This is a genomic window from Bradyrhizobium lablabi (assembly GCF_900141755.1).
GTDB classification, from domain to species: domain Bacteria; phylum Pseudomonadota; class Alphaproteobacteria; order Rhizobiales; family Xanthobacteraceae; genus Bradyrhizobium; species Bradyrhizobium lablabi_A.
In genome coordinates this window covers 377,008-393,070 of sequence record NZ_LT670844.1, presented here as the reverse complement: position 1 = coordinate 393,070, position 16,063 = coordinate 377,008, and the positions used below count along the sequence as shown (strand labels likewise).

The 16,063-nt window shown below is 60.7% G+C and carries 16 protein-coding genes; 8 read left to right on the top strand and 8 right to left on the bottom strand.

Features of this window, described 5'->3' with window-relative positions:
• Positions 1 to 143: 143 nt before the first annotated feature.
• The 3 genes from B5526_RS01830 (at position 144) to B5526_RS01820 (ending at position 2,918) form a co-directional block, all read left to right on the top strand.
• On the top strand, positions 144 to 1,646 hold the full coding sequence (locus B5526_RS01830; protein WP_079536406.1) for a leucyl aminopeptidase: 1,503 nt from the start codon (positions 144 to 146) through the stop codon (positions 1,644 to 1,646).
• 22 nt (positions 1,647 to 1,668) lie between these two features.
• Positions 1,669 to 2,121 carry a DNA polymerase III subunit chi gene (locus B5526_RS01825; protein WP_079536404.1) on the top strand — a complete coding sequence of 151 codons (453 nt, stop codon included), beginning with the start codon at positions 1,669 to 1,671 and terminating at the stop codon, positions 2,119 to 2,121.
• 272 nt (positions 2,122 to 2,393) lie between these two features.
• Positions 2,394 to 2,918, top strand: a complete 525-nt coding sequence (locus B5526_RS01820; RefSeq protein ID WP_172842190.1) for a hypothetical protein — start codon at positions 2,394 to 2,396, stop codon at positions 2,916 to 2,918.
• Positions 2,919 to 2,951: 33 nt separating this feature from the next.
• On the opposite strand, the gene B5526_RS01815 is transcribed toward B5526_RS01820, so the two are convergent.
• The 3 genes from B5526_RS01815 to B5526_RS01805 form a co-directional block, all read right to left on the bottom strand.
• The gene (locus B5526_RS01815) at positions 2,952 to 4,829 is read right to left on the bottom strand and encodes an ABC-F family ATP-binding cassette domain-containing protein (protein ID WP_079536403.1); all 1,878 of its coding nucleotides are present in this window, start codon (positions 4,827 to 4,829) and stop codon (positions 2,952 to 2,954) included.
• 93 nt (positions 4,830 to 4,922) lie between these two features.
• Positions 4,923 to 5,117 (bottom strand): hypothetical protein, encoded by a 195-nt coding sequence (locus B5526_RS01810; protein WP_079536401.1) that lies wholly within the window; start codon positions 5,115 to 5,117, stop codon positions 4,923 to 4,925.
• A 190-nt stretch (positions 5,118 to 5,307) separates the two neighbouring features.
• A complete protein-coding gene (locus tag B5526_RS01805; RefSeq protein ID WP_079544618.1) occupies positions 5,308 to 5,565 on the bottom strand; it encodes a sulfur globule protein precursor in 258 nt (85 codons plus the stop codon).
• Positions 5,566 to 5,853: 288 nt separating this feature from the next.
• Here B5526_RS01805 and ndk point away from each other — a divergent pair, with 288 nt between their 5' ends.
• A complete protein-coding gene (gene ndk, locus B5526_RS01800) occupies positions 5,854 to 6,276 on the top strand; it encodes a nucleoside-diphosphate kinase (RefSeq protein WP_079536399.1) in 423 nt (140 codons plus the stop codon).
• 57 nt (positions 6,277 to 6,333) lie between these two features.
• Entirely contained in the window at positions 6,334 to 7,203 is an 870-nt protein-coding gene (locus B5526_RS01795; RefSeq protein ID WP_079536398.1) for a TerC family protein, read from the top strand.
• A 504-nt stretch (positions 7,204 to 7,707) separates the two neighbouring features.
• Here B5526_RS01795 and B5526_RS39350 read toward each other — a convergent pair.
• The 4 genes from B5526_RS39350 to B5526_RS01780 form a co-directional block, all read right to left on the bottom strand.
• A complete protein-coding gene (locus B5526_RS39350) occupies positions 7,708 to 7,830 on the bottom strand; it encodes a hypothetical protein (RefSeq protein WP_283807592.1) in 123 nt (40 codons plus the stop codon).
• 14 nt (positions 7,831 to 7,844) lie between these two features.
• On the bottom strand, positions 7,845 to 8,057 hold the full coding sequence (locus B5526_RS01790) for a hypothetical protein (protein ID WP_079536396.1): 213 nt from the start codon (positions 8,055 to 8,057) through the stop codon (positions 7,845 to 7,847).
• Between the two features lie 719 nt (positions 8,058 to 8,776).
• Positions 8,777 to 9,697 carry a helix-turn-helix domain-containing protein gene (locus B5526_RS01785; RefSeq protein WP_244562174.1) on the bottom strand — a complete coding sequence of 307 codons (921 nt, stop codon included), beginning with the start codon at positions 9,695 to 9,697 and terminating at the stop codon, positions 8,777 to 8,779.
• A gap of 321 nt (positions 9,698 to 10,018) precedes the next feature.
• The gene (locus B5526_RS01780; RefSeq protein WP_079536395.1) at positions 10,019 to 11,320 is read right to left on the bottom strand and encodes an LssY C-terminal domain-containing protein; all 1,302 of its coding nucleotides are present in this window, start codon (positions 11,318 to 11,320) and stop codon (positions 10,019 to 10,021) included.
• Between the two features lie 294 nt (positions 11,321 to 11,614).
• Between B5526_RS01780 and B5526_RS01775 the strand changes: the two genes are divergently transcribed.
• The 3 genes from B5526_RS01775 (at position 11,615) to B5526_RS01765 (ending at position 13,696) form a co-directional block, all read left to right on the top strand.
• Entirely contained in the window at positions 11,615 to 12,373 is a 759-nt protein-coding gene (locus B5526_RS01775) for a carbonic anhydrase family protein (RefSeq protein WP_283807591.1), read from the top strand.
• Between the two features lie 67 nt (positions 12,374 to 12,440).
• Positions 12,441 to 12,842, top strand: a complete 402-nt coding sequence (locus tag B5526_RS01770) for a helix-turn-helix domain-containing protein (protein WP_079536392.1) — start codon at positions 12,441 to 12,443, stop codon at positions 12,840 to 12,842.
• Positions 12,839 to 13,696, top strand: a complete 858-nt coding sequence (locus tag B5526_RS01765) for an IS3 family transposase (protein WP_079536390.1) — start codon at positions 12,839 to 12,841, stop codon at positions 13,694 to 13,696. Before B5526_RS01770 ends, B5526_RS01765 begins: the two co-directional genes overlap by 4 nt.
• Positions 13,697 to 14,554: 858 nt before the next feature.
• On the opposite strand, the gene ppx is transcribed toward B5526_RS01765, so the two are convergent.
• Positions 14,555 to 16,057, bottom strand: coding sequence for an exopolyphosphatase (ppx, locus tag B5526_RS01760; RefSeq protein WP_079536388.1), 1,503 nt, complete (start codon positions 16,055 to 16,057; stop codon positions 14,555 to 14,557).
• Positions 16,058 to 16,063: the final 6 nt, after the last annotated feature.

Genomic DNA, 16,063 nt, shown 5'->3' with positions numbered 1-16,063 from the left:
GGCTTGGCAGCGACATGTCTTGGGGGTCATAGTACCCAGCACCCTGCTCTTGACGGACGTGAATCACTGCCGAAGAGAACATTTCAAAGCCGCCCGGCGGGTTCCCGACCAGCGACAGCCCCTAAGTTTTGGAGGATTTTCCTATGTCCGACGCCGTCAAGGTCGGCTTCGCCCCGTTTTCCGCCGCCCCGCGCGGCATTCTCGTGGTGTTTTGCGACGATACGTTGAAGTTCGGCGCCGCGACCCGCAAAACGCTGGGGGCTGCGGCCGATCTGGTCAGGCGGGCGGCGGAAACCAACCAATTCAAGGGCAAGAGCGGGTCCGCGCTCGACATTCTGGCGCCGCAGGGGCTCAAGGTTTCGCGTCTGATCGTGGTCGGCGCCGGCAAGGTCTCGGCCCTCAAGGACAATGATTATTTCAAGCTCGGCGGCGCGGCAGCCGGCAAGCTGCGTGCAGGTAATGACGCTGCGACCATCATCGCGGAATTGCCCGATGCGGCGATGACGCCGGAGCAAGCGGCCGCGGTCGCCGCCGGGGTGCGGCTGCGCGTCTATAAATTCGACCGCTACAAGACGAAGAAGAAGGAGGGCGAGGACGCCGCCTTGCGGGCGGAGGTTTCAATCGCGGTCGGCGACGTCGCAGCGGCGCGAAAAGCGTTCGCGCCCGACGCTCACATCGTCGATGGCGTCATCATGGCCCGCGAGCTGGTGAACGAGCCTCCGAACGTGCTCTACCCCGCGGAATTCGCGCGCCGCGCCGCGCAACTTCGCAAGCTCGGCGTCGACGTCGAGATCCTCGACGTCAAGGCCATGAAAAAACTCGGCATGGGCGCGCTGCTCGGTGTTGCCCAGGGCTCGACGCAGCCCGGCCGCACCGTGATCATGCGCTGGAACGGCGGCAAGCGCGGCGATCAGCCGGTAGCCTTTATCGGCAAGGGCGTTTGTTTCGACACCGGCGGCATTTCCATCAAGGGCGCCGCCAATATGGAGGACATGAAGGGCGACATGGGCGGTGCTGCCTGCGTCGTCGGACTGATGCAGGCGCTTGCGGCGCGCAAGGCAAAGGTCAATGCGGTCGGCGCCATCGGCGTCGTCGAAAACATGCCCGACGGCAACGCCCAGCGCCCCGGCGATATCGTGACCTCGATGTCCGGGCAGACCATCGAGATCATCAATACCGATGCCGAAGGCCGCCTGGTGCTGGCGGATGTGCTCTGGTACGTGGCGAAGAAGTTCAAGCCGAAATTCATGGTCGATCTCGCGACGTTAACCGGCGCGATCTTGGTGGCGCTCGGCACCGAATATGCTGGCCTTTTTTCCAACAACGATGAATTGGCCGAGCGGCTGACCAAGGTCGGGCAGGCGACCGGCGAACGGCTCTGGCGCATGCCGCTCGGCCCGGAATACGACAAGCAGATCGATTCGCAGTTTGCCGACGTGAAGAACACCGGCGGCCGCAACGGCGGTTCGATCACCGCCGCCCAATTCCTGCAGCGCTTCGTCGATGACACGCCATGGGCCCATCTCGACATCGCGGGAACGGCGATGGGCGCGCCGAAAAACGACATCAATCAAAGCTGGGGTTCGGGGTTCGGCGTTCGGCTGCTCGAGCGGCTGGTCGCCGAATATTACGAAGCCAAGAAATAGTTGAGAAATAGCAGAACGCCGGATGACGGAAGTCCTGTTCTACCATCTGCAGAACATGTCGCTCGAAAGCGTCTTGCCGCCTTTGCTCGAGAAATCGCTCGAGCGCGGCTGGCGGGTCGTGGTGCAGTCGACGTCGCAGGAGCGCACGGAGGCGCTCGACTCACATTTATGGACCTATCGCGACGATTCGTTTTTGCCGCACGCAACCTGGCGCTCGGGCGATGCGGAGGATCAGCCGATCGTCCTGGTGGTGGAGGAGGCCAACCCGAACCGGGCCAATGTCAGGTTTCTGATCGACAATGCCGGCTTGCCGGCGGATGCGGACGCCTACGACCGGATGGTTCTGGTGTTCAACGGCGACGACACCGATGCGCTCGCCGCGGCGAGGCGGGCCTGGACCGACTGCAAGGCGCGGGGGTTCGAGGTTACCTATTGGCAGGCCGACGAGCGAGGCCGCTGGCAGCGGCGGGATTAGCGATATCAGGCAATTAATGATATTCTTGGGGTTTCGGACGGCGTGCTTGCGCACAGCCACGGTCGTGCCGCAAAGTGATGGTGGGACAAATGCTTAGAGCGCGGTCAGCAAAGCCGGGAACCGGTTTTGCGTCGGACCGCGCGCTGAATTTTTGGATCGGCGCATCATCTTTTCGCCAAACCGCTGATACTTTGGCGGTCATACGACCGGACGGGGTGGGAACGTAACTTATCGTGCGAGACAAGAGCACTCAGCGAAAACGACTGTTGGCGTTGCTGCTGCTGGCCCCGGTGATGGCGGGCTGCTCGGGCACGGCCGACATGTTTCAGTCCGATCTATTGTCGAAGGATGCGGAATGGTTCTCGCGCTCGGGCAGGCTGTTCATCCGAAACATTGAAGCGCCGCCGCTGTCGCCCAACAAGCCGGTGACGGCGGAAGATCTCGTGAGCGCGGAGGGGTATTGCCCGGGAATGGCGCCGCCCGCTGGGCCGGCCGACGCTAACGCGTTGACCGATGGCGTTGCCAGCGCGCCGCCGGTCCCCTCGACCACGGGAACGGTGGCGCTCGGCCATGCCGAATGCGACGTCGTGCGCGGCATCGGCGCGCCCGGCAACGTCAGCATTTCCAACAACGGGCGCGGCGATCGGGTGGCGGTCATCACCTATACGCAAGGTCAGCGCGCCGGGATCTATACCTTCACGGCAGGACGGCTGACCTCGATCGAGGGCTCGCCTCAAGCGCCGGTGCAGCCGAAGATCGCCAAGCCCAAGGCGAAGAAGAAACCGGCGGCGACCTGATCTTTGCACCGCGCGCTTTGCGGCTAAGGTGACTCAGCCGGCCGCGTCGTCATATTGCGAGCTCGCCGCCAGCCATTCTTCCTCGGCGCGCAGCAAGGCGCTCGCCGCACCGGCCCGCGCCTTGGCGAGTTGCGCCGCCTGCTTGGGGTCGCGCTTGAACAAGTCCGGCAGCGCCAGCGCGGTATCGATTTTCGAGATGATGCCGTTGATGCGCGCGATCTCGGCTTCGGCGTCCGAAATCTTCTGCTTCAAGGGAATGCGCTTTTCGCTCCTGCCACGCTGTGGCTTGTCGCGGCCGTTCCCGCGTTCGTTGCCGGCGCGGTCGCGTGAACTGGTGCGCATGCCGCGCGACGACAGCACCATCCGCCGGTAATCGTCGAGGTCGCCGTCATAGCTCGTCACCGCATGATCGGCGACGACCCATAATTGATCGGCGCAGGCTTCGATCAGATAGCGGTCGTGCGAGACCATGATGACGGCGCCTGGAAATTCGTTGATCGCTTCGGCAAGTGCTGCGCGGCTGTCGATGTCGAGATGGTTGGTCGGCTCGTCGAGGATGATCATGTTGGGGCCGAAGAAGGTCGCTAGCCCCAGCAACAGCCGTGCCTTTTCGCCACCGGACAGGCTCTTGACCAGCGTGTCGCCGGCCTTGCCGGAAAAACCGATCGCACCGGTGCGCCCCCGCACTTTGGTCTCCGGGGCATCCGGCATCAGCTTGCGGACGTGGTCATAGGGCGACCCGTCTTCGTTCAATTCGTCGAGCTGGTGCTGCGCGAAATAGGCGATGGAAAGCTTGTCCGCGCGCGTGATCGAGCCCGAAAACGGCGCCAGCCGATTGGCGAGCAGTTTGACCAGCGTCGATTTGCCATTGCCGTTGGAGCCGAGCAACGCGATGCGGTCATCATTGTCGATCCGCAAGGTGACACGGTTCAGCACCGGATGCTTCGGATCGTAACCGACCGAAACATTGTCGACGGCGATAATCGGCGGCGACAGCATTTTTTCCGGCGCCGGGAAGGTGATCTCGCGCACGTCCTGCGTCACCAGCGCCGAGACCGGTTTCATCTTTTCCAGCATTTTCACCCGCGACTGGGCCTGGCGGGCTTTCGAGGCCTTGGCCTTGAAGCGGTCGACGAAGGCCTGCAGGCGCTTGCGCTCCGCCTCCTGCCGCTTGGCGTGCTTGGCGTCGAGCATTTCGCGGGTGGCGCGTTGCTCCTCGAAGGAGGAGTAAGTGCCGCGATAGAGCGTCAGCTTGCCGCGGTCGAGATGCAGGATCTGGTCCACCGAAGTGTCGAGCAGATCGCGGTCATGGCTGATGACGATGACGGTGCGCGGATAATTCGCCAGATGGTCTTCAAGCCACAGCGTGCCTTCGAGATCGAGATAGTTGGTCGGCTCGTCCAGCAGCAGAAGGTCGGGCGCCGCGAACAGGGTCGCGGCGAGCGCAACCCGCATCCGCCAGCCGCCGGAGAATTCCTGGCATGGCCTTGACTGATCGGCGGTCGAAAACCCGAGGCCGCTTAAGATCGCGGCAGCGCGGGCGGGCGCCGAATGGGCGTCGATGTCGACGAGCCTGGTCTGGATCTCCGCGATCCGGTGGGGGTCATGGGCGGTGTCGGCTTCGCGCAGCAGGGCGTCGCGCTCGAGGTCGGCCTTGAGCACGATTTCGAGCAGACTTTCCGGCCCGTTCGGCGCTTCCTGTGCCAGGCTGCCGACGCGCCAGCGCGGCGGAATGGCGATGCTGCCGGTCTCGGTCGGCAGCTCGCCGCGAATGGCGTGGAACAGCGTCGATTTACCGGCGCCGTTGCGGCCGACCAGACCGACCCGCGCGCCGGGCACGATCTGGGCTGTGCCATGATCGATCAAAAGCCGTCCGGCAATCCGGACCGAGATTTCGGTGATTGAAAGCATGCGGCGTTGTCACCGGTGCCGTCGCCAAACGCAACCGGTTTGTGCGCGAAATATTCGTCTCCGGAAACGCCAAAAGCCGAAACTTCGTTACTGTTACCTTGACGACCCGAAGCGGTCGCCACCGTCGCGCCGGCGCAATTCGTCCATCAGATGCTGGAGGCGGGACGACAGGCGCGACGTGTCCGGGCGCAGGCTCTGCTGCAGCCGTTCGCCGATGGCGTCGCAGATCGATCGGCTGGTCTTGCCGTCGATCTGTTCGCTGTTGTCGGCAGTCCACTTACCCATCATTGTTTGCTCGTTGTCCAAGATTCTTCAGATGCCGAGATAAGTCATTTGGGGGGTGATTTGTTTCCGCTACCACAACGATCGGCATGCCTATAACGCAAGCAACGGTCGGTTCCATTTGATCGAACCAGGGAACGAAAAAGCCCCGGCCAAGAGGCTGGGGCTTTGCACGCCAGAAACTGGACCATTCAGATCAGTAGCAGCGATTGACCAGGCGCCAGCGGGGGCCCCACGGCGTCGGGACCAGTCGCCGTACATAGCAGTCGCCGTAACCATAACTGTAAGCCGGACCATAATAGACCGGGCCGCCGACGTGGAAGTGGGGGCCCCAGCCCCAACCGTGATGCCAACCACCGTGCCAGCCGCCCCAGGCGGAGGCGGAGGTCGGCGCCAGCGCGGCCACACCCAGCGAAGCCGCGGCAACTGCAACGAGCGAGAGTTTACGAAACATGATCGTCTCCTCAAGGTTCGGCGCCACCGGCGCCGTCGGTGAAACTGCGCTACCAACGCCCGCGAAATCCGCTTGGCGTTTGGGTTGATCACAGCCTACGCCCGCGAAGGTGAACGAAACCGGGACGCCGGTGTCAGAGAGGGTTCATCTCGGTGAAATTGTTGTAATTCGCTTAATCCTTTGCCGTCCGCGGGTCCGGCGGATAGCGCCTGATCGCTTGCCGTTCGCGGATGGCGCCGATATAAGCCCGGCAACTCCTGAAAACCCACGCTTTGCAAGGACGAAATCATGGCGATTGAACGCACCTTTTCGATTATCAAGCCCGACGCGACCGCGCGCAATCTGACGGGCGCGATCAATGCGCTGATCGAGAAGGCGGGGCTTCGCATCGTCGCCCAGAAGCGCATCCGGATGACGCGCGAGCAGGCCGAGACCTTCTACGCCGTCCACAAGGCGCGGCCGTTTTTCGGCGAGCTGGTGGATTTCATGACCTCCGGCCCGGTGGTGGTTCAGGTGCTGGAAGGCGAGGGCGCCGTGCTCAAGCACCGCGACGTGATGGGCGCGACCGATCCGGCCAAGGCGGCTGACGGAACGATCCGCAAGCTGCACGCCAAGTCGATCGGCGAGAACTCGGTGCACGGCTCCGATGCGCCGGAGACCGCGGCGATCGAGATCGCCCAGTTTTTCTCCGGCAACGAAATCGTCGGCTGATTGATAGTGCCGGTGGTGCGCGGGGGACGGCCGGTTTAGCCGAAGGGGTAGGCTATCGTGAATTGGCTGTTGCAGGTCGTTGATCCCGCAAATACCGGCGCGTTCTTCGCTCAAATCCAGACCGACATGCAGACGCCGGCCTTCTGGCTGGCGGTCGGCAAGATCATCTGGATCAACGTATTGTTGTCCGGCGACAATGCGCTTGTGATCGCGATGGCCTGCCGCGGTCTCGCGCCGCGGCAGCGGCTGTGGGGCATGGTGATCGGTGCCGGCATCGCGGTGGTGCTCCTGATCGCATTCACCGGCATCGTCGCCAAGCTGATGGTGCTGCCCTATCTGAAACTGGTCGGCGGGCTGGCGCTGTTGGTGATCGCCGCCAGGCTGCTGGTCCCCGAAGATGAGGGCGACGACGTTACCGCGGGCACCAGCCTTTGGCACGCGATCCGGATTGTCGTGATTGCCGACATCGTGATGAGCCTGGATAACGTGATCGCGGTCGCAGCCGCCGCGAACGGCCAGCTGCCGCTATTGATCCTCGGGCTTGCCGTCAGCATTCCCATGATCGTCGCCGGCGCCGCCTTGATCATGATGGTGCTTGACCGGTTTCCGATTCTGGTCTGGCTCGGCGCGACGCTGCTCGGCTGGATCGCGGGCGAGGTGATCGCGACCGATCCGGCGGTGCAGCCGTTGCTGAAACAACTGCTCGACGGCCAGATCGTGTTCAATCTCGACGCGACGTCGGCGGTGTTCGGCGTATCGCCGCATTTCAGCGTGGACGGCGATCTCGTCGAGTACATCGCCTCGCTGCTAGGCGCGGCGGTCGTTCTGATCGTTGGATCGATCTGGCGGAAGCGCAAATTGCAGCAGCTTGAAAAACTCGCGCTGCCGCCAACCGCCGGGGCGGTTCAATCGACCGACCGGCGGTAATCGATCCGGTAAACGCTCCAGATTCTTGATTTGATGCGTCTTCTTAGCGCGAACCGGTCTTCACTTCGTTTGAAAACGCTTCCAACGCCTGACGATCGACCCGGAGCGGCCGACGACAATTACGGTGCACTGTCACCGTAATTCTGATCTGTGCCGGCGCCTATTCCGGGACGGGCAGCGTAACTGCCGCGGGCGCTGCAGCCGCAGCCTATCTCGGCGCCAACGGCGCGGCTGGCGGCGGCTCTGGTGGCGGCTCGGCAAATGTCATGTATGGATCGGATGCGCCGGGCCCGACCCCCACGGCAAGCGGCGGCGCGGGCGTGGCAGTCTCCGGAGGCGCCTATGGCGGCGGCGCTGGTGGCAACGGAACGGCGCGCAAATTCGCGATATAGATGCGATCCGGTCCGCGAAGCGGTCGAGCGCGAGCTGAAGCGCCGCGAAGCGAAAAAACAGATTTAATGATAGCACGGGTGGTAAAGACGTCACGATCTCGGGCGTTAGAATTCAATAGCCCGTAAACATCCACACCCTGACCTCGCGTCCCCTGATCCAGCTGTAAAGCAGCGCTGGCCCATAATAGACCGGAAACAGCACAAGCCACAGCGCCACCGCAAAAAGCCAGAGCAATACATGCTTGACCGTTATTTCTTCAGGCCGCAATGAAGGATCGTCGTGCAATTGCGTCTTGCCTCATTCGTGACGACTGCCGCGAGATTGCAAAGCGAGATGGCGAGCATCACGCCGGTAATCGCCCGGATAGTCCAGTTCGGTTTGCTGCTGAGAAGCGGAAGATAAATCCCGATGCCGAAGGGCATCATTATTCCGGCGGCGCTAAGCCATTCGTTGATCGGCATCTAAAGACAGCCCGAGATTGAGATCGTATTTGCGATCTTTGGGCCGTCCGCATTGCGGCGCGAGCAACTGATGTCCCATTTTATGAAGAAATAAGCGGCCAACAGAAAGATAGCCGGCACCGTCACGGCCATCGCGGTCATCTTCAGCACGTAGATCGGCCCGCTATTATTCTTTTCAACCGTTGTCTTCCACGCCCCCCGGTCTCTGAATCTCCTCAGCGCGCGCCACAGAGGGCCCGAACGTTTCCGCGCCCTCTGGTTCCTGTATCGCTCGATGACGTCGGAAAAGAATAAGCGGAAACGCTTCGGCAAATAGCGCATAAAGAGCCCTCTGCGGCTCACCCGGCTGGTGCCGGGTAACGCGGTGACTAGCGGGGAGCAGGGATACGCTGGCAATCAGCGGATTCCATCGAGCCAGAACGACACCATGCGGGACTGTGATCGACAATAGGACGATCAGCGGTTGGATTATTTTGGCGCAAGAAAAGCTATTTGACGCAAGTAACGCAGTCTCACGGCAAGTTTTAATATTCCGAGCAATTATTGGTATTTCGAAGAAGCTATCCGTATGTACTTTGCGAAAAGAAGGAATCTTTGAGGGGAATTAGTTTGAGGCCGGACGCTGAACTCGAGTTGCATCAACGATACCCTGATGCGCACCATCCATTTCTAGTTAAGCGGATGTCCTGGTCGTGGTTCTCTGCCGAGTTTGTTCGTGTTCAACCCAAGCCATTCTCGCGCCGAAAGGCCGTTGGCGTAACTCCAATCAATTTTAGAAATACGCGGTTCAGTTGGGATGAATCGGTAAATCCCACCGCGAGCGCGACGTCGGCAATCGATCGATCGCTGTTCGACAACAGCTCTTTTGCAGCGCTGATCCGCGCGGACAGAACGTACTGATAGGGTGAAAGCCCAACGGAATTTTTAAACGCTCGAATTAAGTGGAACTGGCTCAGTCCTACCAAGTTCGCTAGATCGGATATCCCGATTTCTTTCGTAGTGTGAGCATCAACAAACTCTTTGATGCGCCTTAGTTGAAATGCAGTTAAACCTCCGCGTAGCGGTTTCAGTTGCGGGGACTGTGGGTCAGCGGCGTGCCGTAGTTCCCACAAAAGCAACAGCCCGAGCGTCTGCGCATACGCGTGGTCGTCTATGCCCGAGCCATCTAAGACGCTTTGGAGTTTTAGGAGCGTCGCTTTGAGATTGTTATTTTCGAAATACAAAGATGGAGGAATATTTGAGATATCGCTTGCGTCGTGATCTGATCTGGGAGGGGCGAGATGAACTGCAAAGACCGACGACACCCGGCCTTTGAAACGATTCCAACCTTCGGCGGAAGATCCGATCGGTACGAACGTTAATTTATCTCGGACGTCAGTAAGCGTCGAACGGCTCCCTCCGTTCATAGTCGTCTCCCCATCGGAGCGAACAAAATCATGCAGCGCTAAATAAGCTGCATCTCCCTTCACTCGGTAACCCAATTCCGTTGGTTGAATACGAACGAGCTCAGCAGAGAACCAAGCCCAAGACATCCGTTTAACTAAAAATGGATGACGTGCATCAGGATGTCGCTGATGCCACTCGATTTGATCGTCCGGCCCCAAACTAATTACCCTCAAAGATTCGGTCTGTTTCCACAATGTACATACCGATAAATCCTTCGAAATATCTGTAATTGCTCGTAATATTAAAAATTGCTGTGGGACGCGCTAAAATCGCAACTTTGCAGTCTTACAACTTGCGCCACACGCGGCCATTGCCGCGCTGGATCACATGGTGCTGAAGATGCGGGCGATGGTGCACGGTGTCCTGGGAAACCGCGGAGCCGAATTGAGTGCACTGTGACCGTAATTGGCCTAGACGACAGGTCCGAACTTGTTCGCTGATGCGAGAGCCGCCGCCGGGACCGCGCGCGACGATCGCGACCAGTGCCCGCTGAAGCCGAACCGGGCGAGGTCGCTCTACGGGCGAGGATGCTCCCAGTCGAGAAACTCGATTTGATCGAAGGCCCGTCGCGGCGTGCCGAGGAACAGAACGAGCCGAAGGCCATCGGTCAGATACGGGTCTCCACCGAGATTGACGCGCGGATCTGGCGTGGACGATACACCAACGCCCTGCACAAAGCCGAAGCGCGAAACGGCCCCGGACATGATCAGGTCCTGCAGCAGATAGAAGCGGTCCTGGTCGACGGCCGGGCTAATCCGATGCGTGGTCAGATACCAGACTTGCGTGGTCAGCTTGATGCCGATGTCGCGGCTGATTTGGCCCACCCAGACCTGCTGCCCACCGACCGTGAACGGAGCGAGCCACAGCCGTAGATGATTGCGAAGGCTCACGGTGTTGCGCGCCTTCTGCAATGCGACTTCCTGCTGGCGTCCGAAAACATGCAGCGGGCTGACCGGTGCGTTGAGATATTCGCTGCGGAACAGGAAAGCTTGAATAGTCCGATAAACGCTGTGAAGATCGAACGGCTCGTCGAGCCTCCATCCGCGCCCGATGAATGAGAAAAGTGCGTCGAGTCCGTGCCCGACGACGACGATATTGAGCGGATCACCGTTATCTGTGCCGCTCTTATTGGTGGTGCAGCACGGTAGCTTCGCTAGCCTTTCGCGCAGCGTCGCCAGATCGATATCCTCGACCGATCCGGGCGGATAGATGTTGCTGAAATCAACTTTCTCGATCGCATAGGACCCGCCGCGGACCGGGAGGGCGAACCTGAACAGCAGTTCCTCACTGCCGGTTTCGAACCCCACGCCAAACAATTTCAAGCCACCTTCACGGTGCGTAAAGACAAAGCCCGCCGCGGCTTGCCTCTGCGGGATGATATCCGGCATGGGAGCCTGCGCGACGGCGGCCTTGGTGGACGCATTGGCGCTGCCTCGCCACCATGCGTGAAGAAGCTGTTCCACCTCCGCTTCCGAAAAGTAGTTCGGGTCGGTGACGATCGGCAGAAACTCCAGCTCGGATTCACCGGCGTTGTCCACGCCCAGCCAGATCGCCTGAATGCCATGGTCGGCCAGAGACGCGCCGAAGTAGCGCTGGCCTTCGTCGTCGGTCAAAACCGCCGCGCGAACGGTTACCGCGCCTTGGTGGCGAGCTTCGGCGCGGGACATGAATGACTGCTCTGCTGTCCGATCGGGGGTGGTGACGCCGAACCAGCTAAACACGGCGATTGCCAAGGGCATCGCCACCGCCAAAGCCAGGGCCCGCCAGCGCCATCGTTTTATGGCTTGCCATATTCGTCGCATAATCGTTTCAGACATCGTCGGGCTCAGGTCGGACAAAACCCCTCTTCAGTCTATCGAACCGGTTATAGACCTGTCGAGCATTGCTCAAACAGCGCACTTCGGCGCTTTGCAACGCGCCCGACCATGTCTCCTTCCGTGCCCGTGCGGAAGCAGCCTCTGCATCTTAGTTGAGGTTTGCCAGCCGAGCTCCATTCTGAATTATAGATTTGCCTCGTCGTTTGCTTGTGACACCTTGTCACGAACACCGATCAAAAATAGGATTCGCGGCACGTTGCTTGAAAAATATAGTTATGGAAGGGGAGATCGCCCGTGCACCACAAGCCAGGACATCCTCGGGACTGCAATTGTTTGGCCCGCCGGAATTTCCTCAAGATGACGGGCGCAGCGGCTGCGGTCGGAATTGGCGGGAGCAGCCTCTTCCTCGCGGACCGGGCACGCGCGGACGCTCTTACCAAGGAACTACGCGACAAGTTGACGCCGGATCAAATCATCCAGGCAATGAAGAACGGAAACACGCGCTTTCGGAAGGGCGAAAGGAAGGAACGCAATTATCTTCGCGAACAGAAGGCAAGCGCCTCGGGACAATATCCCGCAGCGGCGCTACTCAGCTGCATCGACTCGCGCGCCCCGGCCGAGGTCATCATGGACCTCGGCATCGGCGACATCTTCAACTGCCGGGTCGCCGGCAACGTCGAGAGCGCCGACATTCTGGGCAGCCTGGAGTTCGCGTGCAAACTCGCCGGCGCCAAAGTCGTGCTCGTCATGGGGCACACCGCCTGTGGCGCGATCAAAGGGGCGATTGACAACGCAGAGCTGGGCAATCTTACGGGATTGCTGGCTAAGATCAAACCTGCGGTGCAGGCGACGTCCTATACAGGCGACCGGTCGGCGAAGAACTACGCCTTCGTGGATGCTGTCGCGCGGAAGAATGTCGAGATGACTGTCGCGAACATTCGGAAAGACAGCCCCGTCCTGGCGGAGTTGGAGGCCAAGGGTACCATCAAGATCACAGGCGCAATGTACAATCTCGAAACGGGCGCGGTGGAGTTCTTTGGGGAATTACGGTGACGGTGCTGGACTGCACCCCTGGAACGAGACACGATAATTTCTGTGACAGGCATTTCGAGGATGACCTGTGGCAGCAAAAGGAAAGATCCGTCAGTTTCCGACGGCGTACAAATTGAAGGCGATCAAGCTTGCTGAAGGAGGCGAAGGCGTTCTGCCTGTGGCCCGCAAGCTTGGGATATCGCGCAAGCTTCTGCATGACTGGATCAAGGCGTGGAAGGCCCATGGGCCTGAGGGGTTGAATCGCAAGCGCGGGCCCAAGCCTGGCCCCCGCAGGCTCAGGCCGCTACAGGCGGATGACAAAAAACGCTCTGCGCTCGCCCAGGCGAGCGCGCGCATCGCCGAGCTTGAACGGCTGGTGGGCCGCCAGCAACTGGACATCGATTTTTTTCGAAAAGCCTTGCGCGCCTTGGAGCGGCCGGCAGCGCAAGGCAAACCCGCATCCGCATCATCGAAGTTATTGAAGCCATGACGCTAGAAGCGGCCGGTTCGCACGCCGATGTGCTGCACCTGTGCAGGCTCGCAGGCCTGCCGCGCGCGACGTATTACCGGCACCTTGCCGGACGCAGCGGTGAGGCGGCTGAGTGCGAGTTGCGCGACGTTATCCAGCGCATTTGCCTCAAGCACCGCTTCTATGGCTATAGGCGGGTGACAGCGGCCCTCAGACGGCAGGGCATGGTGGTGAATGCCAAGAAAGTTCAGCGGCTTATGCGCGAGGACAATCTCCTGGCCCAGCGCAAGGCGCCGTTCCTGAAGCCACCAGCCGACCGCCCCTCGGCCTTTCTCATCGTGCCCAATCTGGTGCGCGGCCTTGTTCCGTCAGCGCCTGATCAAATCTGGGTCGCCGACATCACTTATGTGCATCTCGCCAGAGCCTTCGCCTATCTCGCCGTCATTCTCGACGCCTTCTCGCGCAAGGCCGTGGGCTGGGCTTTTGAGAACACGCTCGATGCCTCACTCGCCATCGCCGCGCTGGAGACAGCCATCGATGCCCGAAAGCCGCAACCCGGCAGCCTGATCCATCACTCCGATCGCGGGGTGCAATACGCCTCCATCGCCTATCGCCAACGGCTGGCCGATCGCGACATCACCATCAGCATGAGCAGACCGGGCAATCCCTTCGACAACGCCAAGGCCGAGAGCTTCATGAAGACGCTGAAGACCGAAGAGATCGACGGCAAGGCCTTCGCCGACCTCAGTGACGCCCGCCGCCGAATCAATAGCTTCATCGCAGAAGTCTACAACAAGGACCGGTTGCACTCGGCGCTCGGGTACCAATCGCCCCTTGAGTTCGAAACCGCGTTCGCGCAAAACAAACCACGATAACGCATCATGGCAACCGCACTGTCACAGAAATTATCGTGTCTCGTTCCAGGGGTGCAGTCCAGTGCACTTAATTCAACTCACGGTTCGGCCATAGCGGGGAAAGAGCGAACGTAGCGCCATCGATCGCCCGACGGGCAAATCAGCGATGCCATTTGACCTCAATTCCGGCTTTCACAGCAATTTCAATTGAGCAAAAATTCTCCTTTCGGATCAAGCTGATTTGCCCTGTCCAGTCCTCCCTGCAAAAAGAAATTTGTTCTCGTTTGCCCCAAAACACTTTTACAACTGCGCCGTCTCGTTCCTCTCGAGGGGCGTATCGCGATCGTCACGGACGCGGGGCGGGATGCGGTGGACGCAGCAGCGCTATTGACGAACAGCGCTTAAGCGGACGGCGAAGTCGTGTGGTCCTGACACCCCGACGCTGGTGTCAAGTTCGTGGAAGTCACTTCCACGGATGACGGTGGCAAAAGAGCCCGGTCGCCGGGGAGAGCACGAAGTAAGCCGTAAACCATCGTGCAGGGAAGGCCGGATTGCCTCCGCTGAACCTGTATGCTCGTGTGCGTCTTCTATATTGCATTTTGCACGCGAGACCGCGGGTGCAGCGCGCATCCGGCTTTCCCTGCGCCCTCTACTTTCCAGGAGGGTGAAAGATGAGGCAAACCTCGGGCGCATTGCGCCGCGGGAATGCGAAACTGTTTCCAGTCGTCATTGCGAGGAGCACTTGCGACGAAGCAATCCAGCTTCCTGTTTCGCGGCGCCAAAGCTGGATTGCTTCGCTGCGCTCGCAATGACGATGTCAAAACCTTGCGCATCGTGGCTGTTTGAAAATTGAATCAGAGAAAATTGCGCTGGACTGGCCTAGCGCCTTTCGATCGACCCGGAGCGGCCGACCAGCCGCGCCAGCTGCTTGAAGCGGCTGCCGACGCGGTCGGCGACGATATCGACCATCCGGTGCTCGAACACCAGCATCAGCTTGCGGCCCTGGGTTCGGAAGTGGGTCGCCGGCAACACGCCCGGCCGCGCCGCCGATATCAGATGGGCGACGCGGAACGCGGCGCCGAGCAGGCGCGCACGCTCGATCATGGCCGGCAGCACCAACTCACGAATGATAGCCGGCGGTTCGTTCTGTTCGCTCAAGCCCGCATAACGGTAGAACACCGACAATGCGACAAACGCCCGGCCTTGATGGCTGATCGAGCCGAAATTGCCATTGATGATGAGACTGAGCGTTTCCTCGCCGCGGTGATCGGGATGTACCCGCCAGCCGATATCCGACAACAGGCAAGCGACATGGCGCAGGCGGCGATCCTCGTCGGTTTCCCGCAAATGCACGACCCGCACCAGGCGATCGGTCCATTCCGTCAATTCCTGGGCATGACGCGCGGATCGCGACAACAGTCCGTTGAGCTCTTGAACGGCGCCAAACAATCCGTCCTTGGCGCGCTCGGCCGGCGGCAGCTTCTCGTAGAGCAGGCCTTCACGTACGCCGAAGGTCGAAAACACAATGGTTTTCGGCTTCGCGACCCGGATGATTTGTTCGAGAACGAGGGCAGCGTAGGCCAATAGCGGCCGCCGCGCATCGGCAACGACCTCGATATTGGCCAACATATTCGCCGTTACCAGGCGCCGCAGGCGCTGCGCGAAATCGAGTGCGTCCTGGGCCGGTATCGAATAGCCATGCATCACTCGCAGCGGGTATTCGCTCTGGATGATGTGGATGCGCGCCAGCGCGCGCCACGTTCCACCGACCGCGTAGAACACACGGCCGCGGCCGGCCGAGAGCTGGGCAACATCGGAAAGCTCGGTTTTGACGATGCGCTCGGCGCGCTTCAAGGATTTGTGCGACAGATCCTGCAGCGCGAGGCTTCCGAGCGGCAACGTGACGCCGCTATGAACCCGGTTGCCGCGAACGTCGACCAGTTCCAGCGAACCGCCGCCGAGATCGCCGACGATCCCGTCCGGCTTGTGAATGCCGGAGATGACGCCGAAGGCGGATAATTTCGCTTCGCGCGGACCCGAGAGGATTTCTATTTTGACGCCGCAGATGCGTTCGGCCTTGGCAATGAAATCCGGGCCGTTGGTGGCATCGCGGCACGCGGCGGTGGCGATCGCGTAGACCCGGCCGACTTTCATCACTTTGCACAGCGCGCGAAACCGCCGCAGCGACGTCAACGCCTTGGCGACGGCGTCGGGCGCCAATAGCCCGGTGGTCTGCACCTCTCGTCCGAGACCGCACAGGGTTTTTTCGTTGAACAGCGTGACCAGGCTTCGCGTCAACGATTCGTAGACGACGAGACGCACCGAGTTCGAGCCGATGTCGATGACCGCGACGCTCGATGCGCGTTTGCGCGGCCCCTTCACCGGAAA